Source organism: Verrucomicrobiia bacterium (assembly GCA_035574275.1).
Taxonomy (GTDB): Bacteria; Zixibacteria; MSB-5A5; order DSPP01; family DSPP01; genus DSPP01.
Genome location: DATLYY010000073.1, coordinates 40,832 through 56,655, shown reverse-complemented (window position 1 = coordinate 56,655; position 15,824 = coordinate 40,832). Strand labels below are relative to the sequence as shown.

General features: G+C 52.7%; 14 protein-coding genes. 1 reads left to right on the top strand and 13 read right to left on the bottom strand.

Annotation, left to right across the window (positions count from 1 at the left end; all coding sequences use genetic code 11):
- The 12 genes from VNL73_09985 to aroC all read right to left on the bottom strand — a co-directional run bounded on the left by VNL73_09985 (position 1) and on the right by aroC (position 12,715).
- A complete protein-coding gene (locus VNL73_09985) occupies positions 1–2,238 on the bottom strand; it encodes a protein kinase (GenBank protein ID HXF49736.1) in 2,238 nt (745 codons plus the stop codon).
- Positions 2,239–2,256: 18 nt separating this feature from the next.
- The gene (locus VNL73_09980; protein ID HXF49735.1) at positions 2,257–3,510 is read right to left on the bottom strand and encodes a Xaa-Pro peptidase family protein; all 1,254 of its coding nucleotides are present in this window, start codon (positions 3,508–3,510) and stop codon (positions 2,257–2,259) included.
- 26 nt (positions 3,511–3,536) lie between these two features.
- Positions 3,537–5,999, bottom strand: coding sequence for a protein kinase (locus VNL73_09975; GenBank protein ID HXF49734.1), 2,463 nt, complete (start codon positions 5,997–5,999; stop codon positions 3,537–3,539).
- Positions 6,000–6,114: 115 nt separating this feature from the next.
- Complete coding sequence (tatC, locus tag VNL73_09970) at positions 6,115–6,822, bottom strand: twin-arginine translocase subunit TatC (GenBank protein HXF49733.1); 708 nt, start codon at positions 6,820–6,822, stop codon at positions 6,115–6,117.
- A 37-nt stretch (positions 6,823–6,859) separates the two neighbouring features.
- On the bottom strand, positions 6,860–7,312 hold the full coding sequence (gene nrdR, locus VNL73_09965) for a transcriptional regulator NrdR (GenBank protein ID HXF49732.1): 453 nt from the start codon (positions 7,310–7,312) through the stop codon (positions 6,860–6,862).
- Positions 7,309–8,076, bottom strand: coding sequence for an SAM-dependent chlorinase/fluorinase (locus VNL73_09960; GenBank protein HXF49731.1), 768 nt, complete (start codon positions 8,074–8,076; stop codon positions 7,309–7,311). The genes nrdR and VNL73_09960 overlap by 4 nt, the downstream gene beginning before the upstream one ends.
- Positions 8,073–8,492 carry a PPC domain-containing DNA-binding protein gene (locus VNL73_09955; GenBank protein HXF49730.1) on the bottom strand — a complete coding sequence of 140 codons (420 nt, stop codon included), beginning with the start codon at positions 8,490–8,492 and terminating at the stop codon, positions 8,073–8,075. The genes VNL73_09960 and VNL73_09955 overlap by 4 nt, the downstream gene beginning before the upstream one ends.
- Complete coding sequence (gene cutA / locus VNL73_09950) at positions 8,492–8,812, bottom strand: divalent-cation tolerance protein CutA (protein ID HXF49729.1); 321 nt, start codon at positions 8,810–8,812, stop codon at positions 8,492–8,494. Before cutA ends, VNL73_09955 begins: the two co-directional genes overlap by 1 nt.
- The gene (locus tag VNL73_09945) at positions 8,809–9,114 is read right to left on the bottom strand and encodes an MTH1187 family thiamine-binding protein (GenBank protein HXF49728.1); all 306 of its coding nucleotides are present in this window, start codon (positions 9,112–9,114) and stop codon (positions 8,809–8,811) included. The genes cutA and VNL73_09945 overlap by 4 nt, the downstream gene beginning before the upstream one ends.
- The gene (glyA, locus tag VNL73_09940; protein ID HXF49727.1) at positions 9,104–10,366 is read right to left on the bottom strand and encodes a serine hydroxymethyltransferase; all 1,263 of its coding nucleotides are present in this window, start codon (positions 10,364–10,366) and stop codon (positions 9,104–9,106) included. The genes VNL73_09945 and glyA overlap by 11 nt, the downstream gene beginning before the upstream one ends.
- On the bottom strand, positions 10,367–11,491 hold the full coding sequence (locus tag VNL73_09935) for a methylcobamide--CoM methyltransferase (protein HXF49726.1): 1,125 nt from the start codon (positions 11,489–11,491) through the stop codon (positions 10,367–10,369).
- Between the two features lie 18 nt (positions 11,492–11,509).
- Positions 11,510–12,715 (bottom strand): chorismate synthase, encoded by a 1,206-nt coding sequence (gene aroC / locus VNL73_09930; GenBank protein HXF49725.1) that lies wholly within the window; start codon positions 12,713–12,715, stop codon positions 11,510–11,512.
- Between the two features lie 96 nt (positions 12,716–12,811).
- Between aroC and VNL73_09925 the strand changes: the two genes are divergently transcribed.
- The gene (locus tag VNL73_09925) at positions 12,812–14,371 is read left to right on the top strand and encodes an NAD(P)/FAD-dependent oxidoreductase (protein HXF49724.1); all 1,560 of its coding nucleotides are present in this window, start codon (positions 12,812–12,814) and stop codon (positions 14,369–14,371) included.
- Positions 14,372–14,373: 2 nt separating this feature from the next.
- Here VNL73_09925 and VNL73_09920 read toward each other — a convergent pair whose 3' ends face one another.
- Complete coding sequence (locus VNL73_09920) at positions 14,374–15,759, bottom strand: dockerin type I domain-containing protein (protein ID HXF49723.1); 1,386 nt, start codon at positions 15,757–15,759, stop codon at positions 14,374–14,376.
- Positions 15,760–15,824: the final 65 nt, after the last annotated feature.

Sequence of the window (15,824 nt, the reverse complement as noted above, 5' to 3'; positions counted from 1 at the left end):
TTAGACCATTTCCCCCATCGTCTTCACCTTCAATAAACGAAGCAATTCCTGAAACAAAGGCTCGCTCCGCGCTTTTTCCAAAAGCGGATTCCTTTCCAGAAAAACCCAGACGATTTTGTTTTCCGCCGTTCCCTTGCGGATCCACTCGTAGAAGTTCTCCTTTTCTCCCAAAAACCAAAACGCAAGTATCAGATTCTCGATGATGTCTTCATCCCAAGGGGCGTTTTTCAAGGTGTCCGCGATTTTGACGCGTGCCCTGTCCGGCTGGCCAAGCGCAGCATAGAGCGAGGCCATGGCGGAATCGCCGAACGGTTCGTTCGGCTCCACTTCGACGTATTTCTGCAAATAATGCAGGGCTTTTTCAGATTGCCCCTGATAAAAGTATGTTCTCGATAAAAGATAATAGCCAATTTCCAGGTGGAAGGAGGACTCGCCGGAATCAAAAACTTTTTGAATATAGTTTTCCGCTTCGGAAAACCGGTTCAGGCTCAGGTACAACCGCGCAAGAAGCCAAAGCACGAAGGTTAGCGAAGGATCCTCCTCGTAGGCACGTAGATATTCCCGCTCCGCCCGTTCAAATTCGCCAAGATATATGTAGGTGCTCGCGAGATTGGAACGGGCCGCTGCGAAACTCGGTTTCAATTCGAGAGCTTTCAAAAACTGCTCCTTGGCTTTTCGGAAACGCCATTCTTTGTAATAAATCAGCCCCAGCGATTTATAGGCTTCGGCACATAAGGGGTCGATGGCCAACGCCTTTTGAGCGGCCTCCTCTGCTTTTCTTAATATTCCTTTATCCGTTTCGTAATAACGGTCGATCATCTGCACGTAGCTGTCGGCCAGTCCGGCGTATGCCAAAGCATAGTCGGGGTCAATATCCAGGGCCTTTCTAAACATCTGTATGGCGATAAGCAAATCCTGTTTGGTGTACTTGTAGAAGTAATTCCGCCCTTTAAGATAATTGTCGTACGCCTCAAGGTTTCCTTTGTACTTCAGGGCTATTTTTTGCTCATCCTGATTGGAGAGCCGTATTCTCAAGGCCCCGGCGATGTTTTTGGCTATCTCCTCCTGCAATACAAAAATTTCCGTCAGTTCCCGGTCGTAGCGCTCTGCCCACAGGTTGAAACCCTCCCGGGCGTCAATAAGCTGCGCGGAAATCCGGATGCGGTTTCCAAACCGACGCAAACTCCCCTGCAAAACGGCATCCAAAGCGAGGTTTTTTCCCAGCTCCAGGACATTGACCGGCTTGTCCTTGAAGGGCAAAACGGCATTGCGTGAAGCGACCCGGATGCTTTCAATTTTGGACAAGTCGGTGATAATATCCTCCGTCATTCCGGCGCAGAAGTAATCGCTGTCCGGGTCCTGGCTCAAATTGTCGAAATACAGAACGGCCACCGACTGTTTATCTTTTTTCCCGCTTCTCGGTTCCACCAATTCCCTTTGGCAATCCCGGAGCGCGGAAGCCAGCTCGGCAGCGGAGGAAAAGCGTTTGTCCCGGTCTTTAGCCAATGTCCGCTCCACGACGGATTGGAGAGAAGATGGGCTTTCCGGCCGAAACCGGCTCAGGGGTAGCGGTTTTTCATTCAAAATGGCATACACCACGGCTGCCGGGTGGGCTCCGCTGAAGGGTAGGCGGGAGGTGACCATTTCATACAAAACTATCCCAAACGAAAAGAGGTCGGTGCGAAAATCGAGTTCTCCCCCTTCCGCCTGCTCGGGGGACATATACCCTGGCGTTCCGGCCGAAGTTTCGGGGCCGAGGCCGGAGACCCCCTTAAGCTGGGCCAAACCGAAATCCAAAATTTTGGCTTGTCCGTCTGCGTTCACCAAGATATTGTCCGACTTGATGTCGCAGTGCACGATGCCGGCTTGGTGAGCCTTGGCCAAACCTTCGGCGATTTGCACCCCCAATTCCAGTACTCGCTCCATCGGCAGCCCCTCGACAACGATTATATCCTTAAGCGAGCGCCCCTCCACGTACTCCATTGCAATGTAGGATCGGTCGCCAAACTCCCCGACCTCGTAGATGGTGACAATATTCGGGTGATTCAAAGCCGCGGCCGTCCGGGCTTCGTGCAGAAAACGCTGTTTGGCCTCCGGGTCTACGGACGTTCCAAGGGGAAGAAACTTGAGGGCGACCTTGCGGCCGAGCCTGGTGTCCTCCGCCAGATGGACTTCGCCCATACCGCCGGCCCCCAATTTTTTCAGGATTTTGTAGTGCGCAAAATCCGGCCCGCTCATCCCGGAACAAATATAAGCTTATTTCCCGGACATGAGTTTTTCAATTTCGTCCGTTTCCCTCGGAATATGTCCGGTTAAAAGCCGGTAACCCGTCTTGGTGACCAGAACGTCATCCTCGATGCGCACACCGATTCCCGTTTCGGGGATGTAAATCCCCGGCTCGACGGAAATGACCATCCCCGCTTTAAGCGGGCTGCCGTAATCGCCGACATCGTGTACGTCCAGTCCGATGAAATGGCTGGTGCCGTGGATGAAGTATTCCCCGTACCCCGCCTCCTCGATCACCCGTTTGGCTTCCGCGTGAACGTCTTCCCGTACGTATGCGCCCGGCTTGATTTTGGCCATGGCGGCTTTTTGCGCTCTCAAAACGATTTCGTAGATTTTCCGCTGTTCGGGTGTAAATTTGCCGGAGACGGGAATGGTGCGGGAAACGTCGGCGGCGTAGTGGTCAAACTCCGCCCCAATATCCATCAGGAACAAATCCCCCTCTTTTATGACGGCGTCATTGCGCCGGTAGTGCAGAATGGTGGTGTTTTTTCCGGTGGCGACAATGGAGGGAAAGGCCACGCGTCGAGCCCCACGGGCCTTGAACTCATTCTCAATGATATCCTGGATGTCCCGTTCCGTCATTCCCGGCTTGATCGTTGACGCCGCTTTCCCAAACGCCTCGCCTGTAATGTCGATGGCCTTCCGCATCACCACCAGCTCTTCTTCGCTTTTAATGGCACGCATCTCGCGGATTAAATGGGACATATTTTTGATGGAGGTACCGGGCACGCGGGCGGTCACGTCCTTGTAGAAATTAAGATCGGCCGGAATGGGAGAATTCGAAGCAACCGGCGGAGAAAGGTAACACAAGTTGGTGGTATGCTGGAGATAGGAGTTAACCATCCATCCCAGCCCGCCGGTGCGCCCCACATATTCGAAACCGAGCGAGTCCTCAAGTTTTTTACCCAGTGAGGGGCGCTCGCCGCTCCAGCGCTCATCTTCCGGGTTGCGGGGAGCCAAAAGCAAAACATCCTTGCGGCTTCTTTCCTTGGGGGCCAAAACCAAAATGGCGCCTGGTTCCTCCACACCGGTCAGGTAATAAAAATTGTTATCCTGTTCAAATTCCCCTTCAAAGCTTCCGGTCCTGCCGTACAAAACGGCCACTCCGTCCCCCATCAGCTCCATCAGTCTGGCTCGCCGCTCTTTGAAAATTTCCTTGGGCAACCCGTAAGTGGCACTCGCAATACCGATAGCGATTACCAGCGCGAACAATGTCCTTTTCATTATTAGTTCTCCTCTTCGTTGAATGTTCAACTGGTCAAATATGCTTTAAATCCTGGGGAGTTGGCAATATCTTTCAAGCGCGGGTCCAAGGCCGCCTCGACGGGAGTGTAATATTTGGAGCGGGAGTTTTTTAAAGCTTCCACGGCTTGAACGGCATCCTTTTTTTGTCCAAACAGTATCCCCGCGACCACCTTCAAGGCGGCCTTTTCCTCGGGCTTGGCCAACTCCACTGCCTCCCCTTGCCGAACAGCGCAAAAAGCCTCCTCTAATTTCCCCTCCGCCCCTCTAATTAAAGCCAGACTGGCCAGCATCAACGGGGTCAGCAAGACCGGGACTTCGTCAAGCTGTCGTTCGAGAAACGCCCTTCCCGTTCCCCAAGCCAGCCGGGCCTCCTTTTCCATCCCTTTGAGGGCATAGGCCAGTCCCAGCAGGTAGAGGTTGGTACCGTTGACCGAATTCCCTACCCGTTGCAAAAGTTGAATGGCACGATCATGGTCGGATAGCAGAATCAAACCGAAACTAATGGTTTCGGCAAAACTTGGGTTTTCGCAACGCTCCGCCGCCAGTCGAAAGTCCTCCCGGGCCAACTCGAGCTTCCCCTGGCGGATATGCAACCAACCGGCGATGTCATACGCCTTGAAATGCCCCAAAACCAGTTCATCGCAGCGTTTAAGGTAGTTTTCCGTCAACTCATAATTCTGCAGTACCCAGGCGGTTTCCGCCGCCGTTAGAAACGCCAGAAAAAAGGTTGGACGGAGTTCCAGTACTTTTTGAAAGGCCCGCAGCGCCTCGGCGTATTTCCCTTCCTCAAAACGGGCGGCACCAAAACTGTAGTAGGCATCCGCGTAGTTCGGCTTCAACTCAATTGCCCGTCCCAGTTCGACCGCTGCTTCGGCAAAACGCCTCTGGCTGGCGTAGAAGCGCCCCAAAGCCCGGCGGGCTTCCGCCAGATCCGGTGAGATCTCCAGCGCTTTTTTTATATTTTCCTCGGCCTTTTTGATGTACTCCGGATTAAAATCAATGCGCCGGATGCTGTAGGAGGTGTACACTTCTCCCAGACCGGCCCAGGCCTCGGCAAAGGCGGGGTCCAACTCAATCGCTTTTTCAAACATTTTCACCGCCAAATCGATGTACTCCTTCTGCGCTTCAGTAACTACACTCCAGTTGTATTCCCGGCCCTTGAGGAAATAATCGTAGGCCTGCAAATTGTTGGTCGGAATCTTTTCGATGCGGGCCAAATCGTCGGGGGATAACCGGACTTTCAAGGCCGATGCCACTTCCTTGGAAACTTCATCCTGAATTTCAAAAATATGTTTCATTTCTCGGTCAAAGCGACGGGACCAGACCTGAAAACCGTCCGCGACCTTGGTCAGTTGTGCCGTGATGCGCACGATGCTGGCAGCCCGGCGCACGGAGCCCTGCAAAACATAATCAACCTGCAGCCGGCGGCCGATTTCCGCCAAGTCGATCGGCTTGAAGCGGAATTGTTCCACCTGCATTCGGGAAGCGACCCGCAGCCCTTCGATATTGGATAAATCGGTAATGATGTCTTCGGTGATTCCGGCGGCGAAATATTTATCCTCCTCAGAATCGGACAGATTATCAAAATGCAAAACCGCCACGGAAGGGCGGATGGGGGCTTGCGCCACGGGCAGGGTATGGAGGGGGGATTGAACCAAGAGACGCAAATCGGACGCCAGTTCCCGGGCACTCTGGTAACGGCGAGCCGGGCTTTTTTCCAGCGCCTTCAAGATGACCGTCTCCAACCCGGCCGGGATATTGGCGGCATAATGCGCCAAGGGTTCCGGTTTTTCGTGCAAAATGGCATAAATGACCGCAGCCGGGTGTTCCGGGGATTGCGGCCCCGCAAAGGGATGCCGACCGGTGAGCATTTCATACATAATCATCCCCAAAGCAAAAAGGTCCGCCCGAGCATCCACCAACTCCCCACGGGCCTGTTCCGGAGCCATATAGGCGGCGGTTCCAAGGGCGGCCCCGGTCGTCGTAATCCGGGTGGTGTGCCGGATTTTGGCCAAGCCGAAATCCATTATCTTAAGCCGCCCTTCGGCGGTCACAAGGATGTTGTCCGGTTTGATGTCCCGGTGAATAACCCCCTTTTTGTGGGCCGCTTCCAGCGCTTCAGCCAGTTGCAGTGAATAATCGAGAACGGTGGGCACCGAAAGTTTGCCGACGGCGATGATTTTGGAAAGAGCCTCCCCTTCCACCAACTCCATCACGATAAACTCCCGGCTGTCGTATTCCCCGATTTCGTAGATGGTGCAGATGTTGGGATGGTTCAAAGCCGAAGCGGCCCGGGCTTCGTTCAAAAAACGGGCTTTGGCCTCGGGATGGGATACGAATTGCGGGGAAAGAAACTTCAGCGCCACCGCTCGCTCCAACCGGGTGTCCAGTGCCCGGTAAACCACCCCCATTCCCCCTTGGCCGATTTCCGATTCAATCCGGTAGTGGGAAACGGTCTGGCCTATCATTTTTGCTGGAAGAAACCTGCAAAGAAAAAAAAGGAAATATTACAGCCGTCGGAATAGCCGCCCGCCCGTTTCATACCATTTTAGTATGCCTATTTAGGGAAGGAAAGTAAAGGGGTCAGCCCCGACTGCCGGTAAGGCGGACAATCCAGATGGAAAGCTCATACAGGATGTAAAGCGGAACGGCCAATGCCACTTGGGAGAACAAATCGGGGGTCGGTGTAACGGCGGCGGAGACGATTAGAATGGCAACAACTGCCCAACGCCGCCCGGAGGCCAGCATCACGGCATTCACGATTCCCAGCTTGCCCAAAAAGAAAGTCACGACCGGCAGTTCAAAAACCGCTCCAAAAGCGAAAACCATAAACGCTACAAACCCCACGTAGTCCCCCACCGTAATAAGGGGGGCCAGTTTTTCGGTCTGAAAGCCCAAAAGAAACTTCACCGCTACCGGCAAGACCATGGTAAAGCAAAAAGCCCCTCCAATTGCAAAAAAAAACGTGCCAAAGAAAATGACCCCAAAGGCCGCTTTGGATTCCCGCTCCAAAAGTCCCGGCACCACGAACTGCCAGGCTTGATAAAGAAGGACCGGGACGCTGGCGATAAGCCCACCCCACATCGAGATTTTGATGCGCACGCCGAACGCCTCGGTAACGGATGTGAAATAGACCTTGGGCACATCCCGGGTTATAAAATCCAGTATCTCCCTGGAAAAAAACCAAATGGCGACGGAGGTGACCAAAACGGAAACGAGGCAGACGATTAGCCGTCCGCGTAGCTCCTCCAGATGCTCGACAAAGGTCATTTCTCTTTGATTTTTAGTCATACCTAAAAATCTTTAGGTGTTTTCGTAAGGGATAGATTTAAGAACTCAACAGCTTCTTCAATTCATCCAAAAATTGCCCTTTGTCCTGGAATTTGCGGTAGACCGATGCGAACCGGACATAGGCCACTTCATCAATTTCGCGCAGCTTTTCCATCACCAGTTCCCCGATTGACGGCGATTCTATTTCCCCTTTGGACATGGACAAAAGTTTTTCTTCGATTTCATCCACCATTGCATCAATTCGTTTGGAACCAACCGGGCGCTTCTTGCAGGCCAGTTCGATCCCCATGCGAAGTTTTTGGCGATCGAACGGCTCCCGGCGGCCGTCGTTCTTGACCACCATCAGCGAGACGTTTTCTACATATTCATAGGTGGTGAAACGCTTGGCGCAGGCCAGACACTGCCGGCGGCGGCGGACTGCTTTGCCGTCCTGCACGCTGCGGGAATCGATGACCTTGTCCTCTTCCTTGCCACAGTAGGGACACTTCATAACAGTTTCAGCCCGACTTTGCCGCCAATTTTTGCTCTTAAAAGTTTTTGAGCAGAAATCGCATTACCGGCGATTTCAAGATAACCCAAACTTCCCAAAATAAGAGCAGTTTGTCCCCTTGGAATGCTTGCGTAATTTGGGGCAAGGCCGCTCATTTTGCGATTTCCCAGTTTCACCTCTACTCTTTTCCCCTGAATCATTCCATAAGTAAAATTGGTCACCAGATTCCCGAAGCGGTCAATATATATAATTTCCCCGGCAGAATGTCCGCCCCGCCTGACCGGTTGGGGGAACGGAAACAAATGTATCGAGTCCAAGGCGGGGCCGAACACCTCGGGCGCAACACCCAAAGAAAGATAGGCCGCCGTCGGCCCGAAAACATCCCGGGCGTCAAAAGTTTGGGAGGTACCCGAAAAAAAATATTTTTCATTTTGGAGCCAAAACGCCTTTTTATTCCTGCTGTTTTGCCACACCAAGCCGAAAAGGCCGTTATCCGGCCCGACGTAAGCCCCCTTCCCGGTGACAAGCAAAATCGGTTTTCGGTTGGAGCCGACACCGGGGTCAACCACACAGAGGTGGATGGTGCCGGCGGGATAAACCGGGCAGGCGGAGGCAACAAAAAAGGCCGCCCGGCAAATGTCGTGGGCGGCCAGCTCGTGCGAGAGGTCCATTATTTTGCACTTGGGATTTATCGATAAAATTACTCCCTTTACAATAGCGACATAAGGATCGGCCGTGCCGAAATCGGAGGAAAACGTGATCACAAATCCAGTAAATTCAAACCAATTTCCGCATCCATTTTGCGCTCAATTTTGGCAAATGAAGTGAAAACAAATATTTCCAAAGTTAGGGCCACTTCGGCCGAGAAAAGATGGCCGGTGAAGGCCTTCAAATTCTTGCCGGAAACGGTGACGTGCGCGTGAACGAACGGTTTGCCGTCCAGCGCGGCGATATTGCCGGTGATGTTGCCCACTTCCATATCCTCTTCGAATTTTTCCTTCTCATATTTACAGGTTTTTAAATCGTAGTAGCCCAGTTCAAAATTGTTGATGGCACCCAACCCAAAGAATGCTCCAGAACTGATATTCTCTTTTGTCGCGAACTCAACGATGGAGGAAACAACCTCTTCCCCCTTTCCCAGCCGGAGAAAATATCCGTTCTCGACTTTTCGGTATTTCATCAGCCCGATTCCCTCCGCATCCAGGTCAGGTATTCGGCCAGCCCTTTTTTAACCTCAAAAGCCAGAACCTCCGGGACTTCGTAAGGATGCAGTTCAACAATCCTTCTTTTTAGCCGTTCGATAGGAGCCGCTGTTTTAATAAAAAGCTGGAATTCCTTGGCCCGCTCGATTTTTTCCTTCCAACGATATTGGGAGGAAACTGGAAACGATGCGACACAGGCGGCTAATTTTTCCTCAAGCAAAACGGTTGTCAATCTCTCCCGTATCTTTTTATTTGGAACGGTGACCAGAACCAGCCAGTGGTGAGTGGTGACTTTCATCGCCGGATTTTTCGTTTCAGCGCTTTCTCCACTCGGTCAACTTTTTCTGTCAGCGGGCTGGGAAAGTTCTTTCGGTCGTCCACCACGATGCGGGTATAAACCCGTGTGGAATCCTTGCGCAAAAGATAATGACACTTCTTAATCAAGGCGAAAACCGCGTCCCAATCCCCCTCGACAAGGGTGCACATCGCCGTGGTTTGATACTTGAGCCCGCTTTTGTCGATTAAATCGATGACTTTGGCCACCGGCTCGGAAAACTTGGGCCCCTTGTCAACCGGAAAGGTGGCGAATTCAACCAGCATAACCGGACAGTCGTTGGGTGTAGAGCGAAAATCGGGAAGCCAAACCCTTCACCTTTTTGGCCACCTCCGCCAGTTTTTCCTTGGACTGGCGATTTTGTAGCGCCTCGTCCATCATACCGGCAATCTCCTCCATTTCTTTTTCTTTCATTCCGCGCGTAGTCACGGCCGGGGTTCCAACGCGTATGCCGGAAGTGACCAAGGGCGGTTGCGGGTCGAATGGAATCGTGTTCTTGTTGACGGTAATACCGGCCAAGTCGAGCGCGGCCTCCGCCTCCTTTCCGGTCATCTCCTTGCGCCGCAAATCCACAAGGAACAGATGTGTGTCCGTTCCGCCGGAAACCAGCCGGTAACCCCGCCGTGCAAAGCTTTCTCCCAGCGCACGGGCGTTGCAAACAATTTGCCGCTGATACTCCTTGAACTCTTCCGTCAACGCTTCCTTGAAAGCCACCGCCTTGGCGGCGATGACATGCATCAAAGGCCCACCCTGAATGCCGGGCATAATAAGTTTGTCTAACTTTTGGGCATGTTCCTTTTTGCACATCACCATTCCTCCCCGCGGCCCGCGCAGGGTTTTGTGGGTGGTGGTGGTGACAAAATCGGCATACGGCACGGGGGAGGGATGCAGGCCGGCCACGATGAGCCCGGCGATGTGGGCGATATCGACCATTAAATAAGCCCCGACTTTATCGCAAATTTCTTTGAACCGCTTGAAGTCGAGAATGCGCGGATAGGCCGAGCCGCCGGCGACAATCATTTTCGGCTTTTCGGCAATCGCCTGCTTTTCCAATTCATCATAGTCGATGGTTTCCGTCTCCGGTGAAACACCGTAGGCCACTACTTTGAAAAATTTGCCGGAGAAATTGAGCGGATGGCCGTGGGTCAAATGCCCTCCATGGGACAAATTCAGCCCCAAAATTTTATCTCCGATTTCCAAAGCCGCAAGATAAGCCCCCATATTGGCCTGCGAGCCGGAGTGGGGCTGGACGTTGGCATGCTCGCAGCCGAAAAGTTTCTTGGCCCGTTCAATGGCCAGATTTTCGGCGACATCCACAAACTCGCATCCGCCGTAATAGCGCCGTCCCGGATACCCTTCCGCATATTTGTTTGTCAAAGGCGAACCCATCGCCTCCAAAACCGCCTCGGAGACGAAATTCTCGGAGGCAATCAACTCCAGCTTGTTCGCCTGCCGCCGGGTTTCGTTTTGAACAGCTGCGTAGGTCTCTGGGTCGGTTTTCTTGAGATGCTCCAGCATTTACTTCCCCTTTTTCCGGCCCCTGAAAGTTTTCCTTTTGGCTGCGGTTTTGGAAGAGGGCTTGCTCTTCTTTTTCACAGGTTTGCGTTCGACTGCTTTTTTCTTGGTCTGCGACCCTGCCGGCGCCTTTTTCTTTTTGGCCTTGAGGGGTACAGAAGTACCAGCATTGAATTCCTTGACCGTCTTCACCATCCATTTCAGCTTGGCGACCGCGTCCGAATGCGGCAGAAACTCCAGCCCGCAGGAAGGGGAGACAAAAATTTCGGGCCGGTTTTGTGACGCCAGCTTTTTATAGATGGAGAAAAGCTCCGCTTTCGGCTCCAGCTTGATGTTGCGGGCGTCAAGGCAGCCGGCAACGATTCCCCTATCCGCCGGCGCCTGAAGCAATAACTCCAGATTTTCCGGTTTTGAAACCGTGTCGACGGCAAATATATCCACCGGAAAATCGTACAGAGAAGGCACCAGCGGCTTTATTGTACCGAAATACAAACACAAGATTTTCTTGGCGCGCACGCCCTCCAGCATTTCCGTCAGGGCCCGCTTGGCCAACGGCAGACCCTCCGGCGCCCAGGTTAGGTACGGCTCGTCAATTTGGATGTATTGCGCACCCGCATCTTGAAGCGATAAAACCTCACTGCGGAGAATGGAGGCCAGCGCCATCACCAGCCGCTCTTCATCCTTGTAATACTCATCCACCGACATTTTTGCCAACGTATACGGGCCGACTACTACCCCTTTCAATCGGCGTCTCGAATGAATCGAGGCATTTCGATATTCCACGCCCGCGATGGCGGTTTTCGAGTGCAGCTCCCCCGTAAAGACCGGCTTGCGGTAATAGACGTTGTTGTCGAAAAAACGGATTAGACCGTTGATGTGCGCCCCCTCGAAATTTTTGGCGAAGAAGGTGGCGATATCATCCCAGCGGATTTGCCCGTCGGTCGGCAAATCGACTCCCGCTTCTTCCTGCTCCCGGACGACGCGTTGTATGGTGGCTTGATAGACCCGTTCCAGTTCCTCTGCGGAAATTTTCTTTTGGTCAAAGTTGTTCAGCGCGTTCCGCAAGTTAGGAACGCTTTTGTCCGATGAAATTTTTGGATAATTGCCGACCACCGTCGTTTTTATCATTTCACCTCGCTTCGGTTTCTAAAATACACTTTCCAAATAAGTTTGATAGTGTTTTTCAATTTCGTTCATATTATCGCCGCCGAACTTTTCCAAAAATGCAGAGGCCAAAACCAAAGCCGCCATCCCTTCCGCCACAATGCCATACGTGGGAACCACGCAAACGTCCGAGCGCTCCACAATCGCTTCCTTCGGTTCCTTGGTTTTGATGTCCACCGTTTTCAAGGGCTGCATCAAGGTGGATAGCGGCTTGCAGCAGCCCCGGATGACGATATCCTCGCCGTTCGTCACGCCTCCCTCCAGCCCGCCGGCGTTGTTTGTCCGCCGGAAAAAATATTTCGTGCGCTTTCTCTCTGCCGACATTTTTGAAACGTAATAAATCTGGTCGTGCACCTGCGAGCCGAACATCCCCGCCTGCCTGAACCCGGCGCCGATTTCCACCCCCTTTACCGAATGGATGGACATCACCGCCGCCGCCAGTTGCCCGTCCAGCTTTCTATCCCAGTGAACGTAGCTCCCCAAACCGACTGGAACACCCGTGGCAATGACCTCAAACACGCCGCCGACGGTGTCTTTTTTCTGAATTGCCTCGTCAATTTTCGCCATCATCCGCTTCTCCAAACCACCATCGACAGCCCGCACGGGCGAGGCCTCCGCTTTTTGCGCCAAAACATCAAACGGCGGACGCGCCCCTTCCGGCAATCTTTCTCCGCCGATATCGATGACGTGGCTGGTGATGCGGACGCCGAATTTTTGCAAGAAAAGCTTGGCAAATGCGCCGGAGGCCGTACGGGCGGCCGTCTCGCGGGCGGAAGCCCGCTCCAACACATTGCGGATGTCGGACTGATTGTATTTGATGGCTCCCGCCAAATCGGCGTGGCCCGGGCGCGGCGCCGTCAAAGGATTGGCCTTCTTTTTCTCCTCTTCCGTTTGCGGATTCGGCCCCGCGCCCTCGATGTTCATAATATTTTTCCAGTTTTCCCAATCCAGATTGGCAATTTCAAAGGCGACCGGGCTCCCCAGCGTTTTTTGATGGCGAACGCCGGAGAGAATTTTGATTTTATCCTGCTCGATTTTCATCCGCCCCCCGCGGCCGTATCCCTTCTGCCGCCGCGCCAGCTCGTTGTTGATGAAATCAAAATCGACCGCCAACCCGGCCGGCAATCCTTCAATGATTCCAACCAAGGCCGGCCCGTGCGATTCCCCAGCGGTTAAAAAGCGCAGCATCGGGGGCCAATTTATACAAAACGCCTCCCCGCGCCAATCGTTTCTTGAGGAGCGAAGATTGACAAACCGCAGAGGAAGCGTTAAGCTTTTTTGATTATGAACAAGACAAAAGCGGACATTATCATAATCGGTGCGGGGCATAACGGCCTCGTGGCGGCGGTTTTTTTGGCGCGGGCGGGGCTGAAAGTCACTGTTCTCGAAGAAAAAGCCGCCGTCGGCGGTGCGGCAAAAACGGAGTACCCTTTTCCCAAAGCTCCCAATCTGGGCACCTCCACCGGCGCCTATCTTTTGGGAGTTATGCAGCCGGAGTTGATTGCCAAACTGGGTGCGAATTTCAAACTAATCCGCCGCGACCCGCATTATTTCCTTCCCACCACCGACCGCCGCTACTTGCTTTTTGGCTCCGATGGTGAATCGATGCGCCGCCAATTTTTGGAGTTTTTCACCGAAAAGGACTGGAAGGCAAACGAAGCCCTGAACAAAGAAATCGGCCAAATTCGGGAAGACATCGCCCCCAGTTGGCTCGAAGAACCGCTATCGTTGCAGGAAACGGCTGAAAAATATATACGCCCCGCCTTGCGGAAAACATTTATTGACCTTGTTACCCACCCGGTGGAAGAGTATCTGGCGCGGTTTGGATTTGAAAGTGAGCTTTTGGTCGCGATGTATGCCGTCACGGATGGCTTTTCCGGCCTTTCCGCCAGCTTTGGCACCCCCGGCACGGGGATGAATTTTCTCGTTCACAATATGTGCCGCCTCCCCGGCGCGGACGGCACCTGGATGATTGCGCAGGGCGGGATGGGGAGCGTCACCAGGGAACTTGCCCGGCTGGCGAAAGCGGCGGGGGCGGAGATTTTGACCGAGGCAGGCGTGAAGGAGGTTTTGACCAAAGCCGGGCAGGTAATCGGCGTGGTTTTGCAGGATGGCCGGGGATTTTTTGCCGAAGTCGTCATCAGCAACGCCGACCCGTTCCGCACTTGCGCCCTTGTCGGGCAGGAGAAATTTCCGCAAGCGTTCAACGCCAAACTGGATAACTTTAAGCGCACCGGAACGACGATGAAGGTGAACCTTGCGCTCGACCGGCTGCCCAAATTTGCCTGCCTGCCGGAAGCCCGCGGCCAGCACAACGCCACCATCCACCTTTTGCCGCAGGGGCCGGACGTGATTCGCAAAATCCGCGAGGGGTTTGAAAAAGTCCAGGCCGGGGAGCTGGCCGACTTCCCCACTATCGAATGGTACATTCACACCGCCGCCGACCCATCGTTGCAGGACAAAGAAGAGCATCACAACTCCGCCTTTTTTGTGCAGTGGGTGCCGTATGAGCTAAAAAACTCAACGTGGGAGAGAGAAGAATGGCGTTATGTAAACCATCTTTTCGACATTGCCGAGCGCTTTGCGCCCGGGTTCAAAGACAGCGTGGTGGATGTTTTTCCCTTGACTCCCAAGAAAATCGAAAAGCATTTCGGCATCACCTATGGGCACATCCACCATATTGACAACACCTTCGGCTTTGACCAAAGGATGCCCTATGCCACTCCCATTGCCGGGCTGTATTCCTGCAGTGCCGGCTGCCACCCGGCCGGCTCGGTCATCGGCTCCGCTGGCCACAACGCCGCAATGCGGGTGATGAAGGATTTAGAAGTACGAGTGCGGTAACGCTAAGAGCAGGGAAAGGGTCTTTCCAGAAATACAGCGAGCAACTCCAAAACCACATCCGCTGCCGTTAAAGCCCCATCGCAATTGACATCGGCAAAACAGAGATTACAATCCCCTTCGTTGAGAAAAACGCAATTGAGCTGCAAAGTCACGTCAAAAACTGTGACGTTTCCATCTGCATTTAAATCTCCTCTACTCACAGCGGTACATATTCCAAATACAACCACGGAATCCCCCTGCCCAAGCAAAACTTTTGGAGAAGCCGGTTGACCGAATTGGCCCGTTAATTTAGTAGATGGAGTAAATGGATATTCTGTAAACCCAAGCGTTGATCCATTTGATGTTTGATATTCGATAAATCCTGGCTTACCGCCAATGACTTGATGCGACAAAAGCTCTCCTTTTCCATCCCGGTTGATATCTAATACGAACAGAGGACTAAGGTACGGAAAAGAGTCCGCATGAGAAAATTGACCTGTGTTCGAAGCGAGGTCATATACAAGCAAATACCGAGGTGTGGGATTAGGGGGGGTGCAGGATAGAGAATTCCATTCTTCCCACTTGACAATGAATTCCGGTCCTTGGTCGGAGTCAATATTCCCTATTGCTGGACCCCCGGAAAACGCCAAAAAACAACCCGGTCCGCAGTGAAAGCAGGAAAAACTGTAATAGGTAGACCCAGTCAAGGCACCCAAGTGGAGCCGCTGAAACAGAAGACTGTGACTAAAAGTCGACGGGTCACAATTTCGCTGATTGGAAACATCGTCTTCAACAATAATTAAATCGATCGAACTGCCAATTTTCACCGGTTCTATTTGAACTGGTGCCCCGGGAAGGCCGAACGAATCGGCCAAAGTAAAAGTCGTATCAAGGTATCGTTTAAGGTATCCCGACGTACCGGTACCCGAGGATGGAGGGCAAGAAATAGAAAAATCTAAGCGAAATCCAAAAGAAAATTCAACCTGCCCATCTTCTCTATTTCGCACTGCGAACGTATTGAAACCGCGCTGCGGTGCAGGGAAAAACCTCCGCGTAGAAAAATCGGGCCCATTCCAGATCACTATTGCCGTATCTTTGCTATTTGCAATCAAGTCGGGGCTTCCATCGCTATTCACATCGGCTTGGTTTAGGTTATTCGTGCCGGGTGCAGTAGAGTCTTTGAAAATTAACGAAAAGGTCTTGCCGTCGAAAACCTGAAGTTGATTGCTGGTGATGACAAAAAGCTCCGAAACGCTGTCCCCGGTTACATCAAAACTTTTAAGCAAAAAACCGGTGGGCAATCCCTGAATGGCGAATTCGCGGGTGAAACCGTCTATCAGCTTTTGAGAAAAGGCAATACTTGAGAGTAGCGGAACTAAAAGCAGAGCCAAGAGCCAGCGTGAGGACATATCAATTCCTCCGGTGGAAATATAGCTAATAATTCTGGGTCAACAATTAAAATTATGAGGGGTAG

Excerpts from the sequence above, each read along its gene's own strand:
- VNL73_09985 (HXF49736.1), bottom strand. The coding sequence starts at position 2,238 with ATGAGCGGGCCGGATTTTGCGCACTACAAAATCCTGAAAAAATTGGGG.
- VNL73_09980 (HXF49735.1), bottom strand. The coding sequence starts at position 3,510 with ATGAAAAGGACATTGTTCGCGCTGGTAATCGCTATCGGTATTGCGAGT.
- VNL73_09975 (HXF49734.1), bottom strand. The coding sequence starts at position 5,999 with ATGATAGGCCAGACCGTTTCCCACTACCGGATTGAATCGGAAATCGGC.
- tatC (HXF49733.1), bottom strand. The coding sequence starts at position 6,822 with ATGACTAAAAATCAAAGAGAAATGACCTTTGTCGAGCATCTGGAGGAG.
- nrdR (HXF49732.1), bottom strand. The coding sequence starts at position 7,312 with ATGAAGTGTCCCTACTGTGGCAAGGAAGAGGACAAGGTCATCGATTCC.
- VNL73_09955 (HXF49730.1), bottom strand. The coding sequence starts at position 8,492 with ATGAAATACCGAAAAGTCGAGAACGGATATTTTCTCCGGCTGGGAAAG.
- cutA (HXF49729.1), bottom strand. The coding sequence starts at position 8,812 with ATGAAAGTCACCACTCACCACTGGCTGGTTCTGGTCACCGTTCCAAAT.
- VNL73_09945 (HXF49728.1), bottom strand. The coding sequence starts at position 9,114 with ATGCTGGTTGAATTCGCCACCTTTCCGGTTGACAAGGGGCCCAAGTTT.
- glyA (HXF49727.1), bottom strand. The coding sequence starts at position 10,366 with ATGCTGGAGCATCTCAAGAAAACCGACCCAGAGACCTACGCAGCTGTT.
- VNL73_09935 (HXF49726.1), bottom strand. The coding sequence starts at position 11,491 with ATGATAAAAACGACGGTGGTCGGCAATTATCCAAAAATTTCATCGGAC.
- aroC (HXF49725.1), bottom strand. The coding sequence starts at position 12,715 with ATGCTGCGCTTTTTAACCGCTGGGGAATCGCACGGGCCGGCCTTGGTT.
- VNL73_09925 (HXF49724.1), top strand. The coding sequence starts at position 12,812 with ATGAACAAGACAAAAGCGGACATTATCATAATCGGTGCGGGGCATAAC.
- VNL73_09920 (HXF49723.1), bottom strand. The coding sequence starts at position 15,759 with ATGTCCTCACGCTGGCTCTTGGCTCTGCTTTTAGTTCCGCTACTCTCA.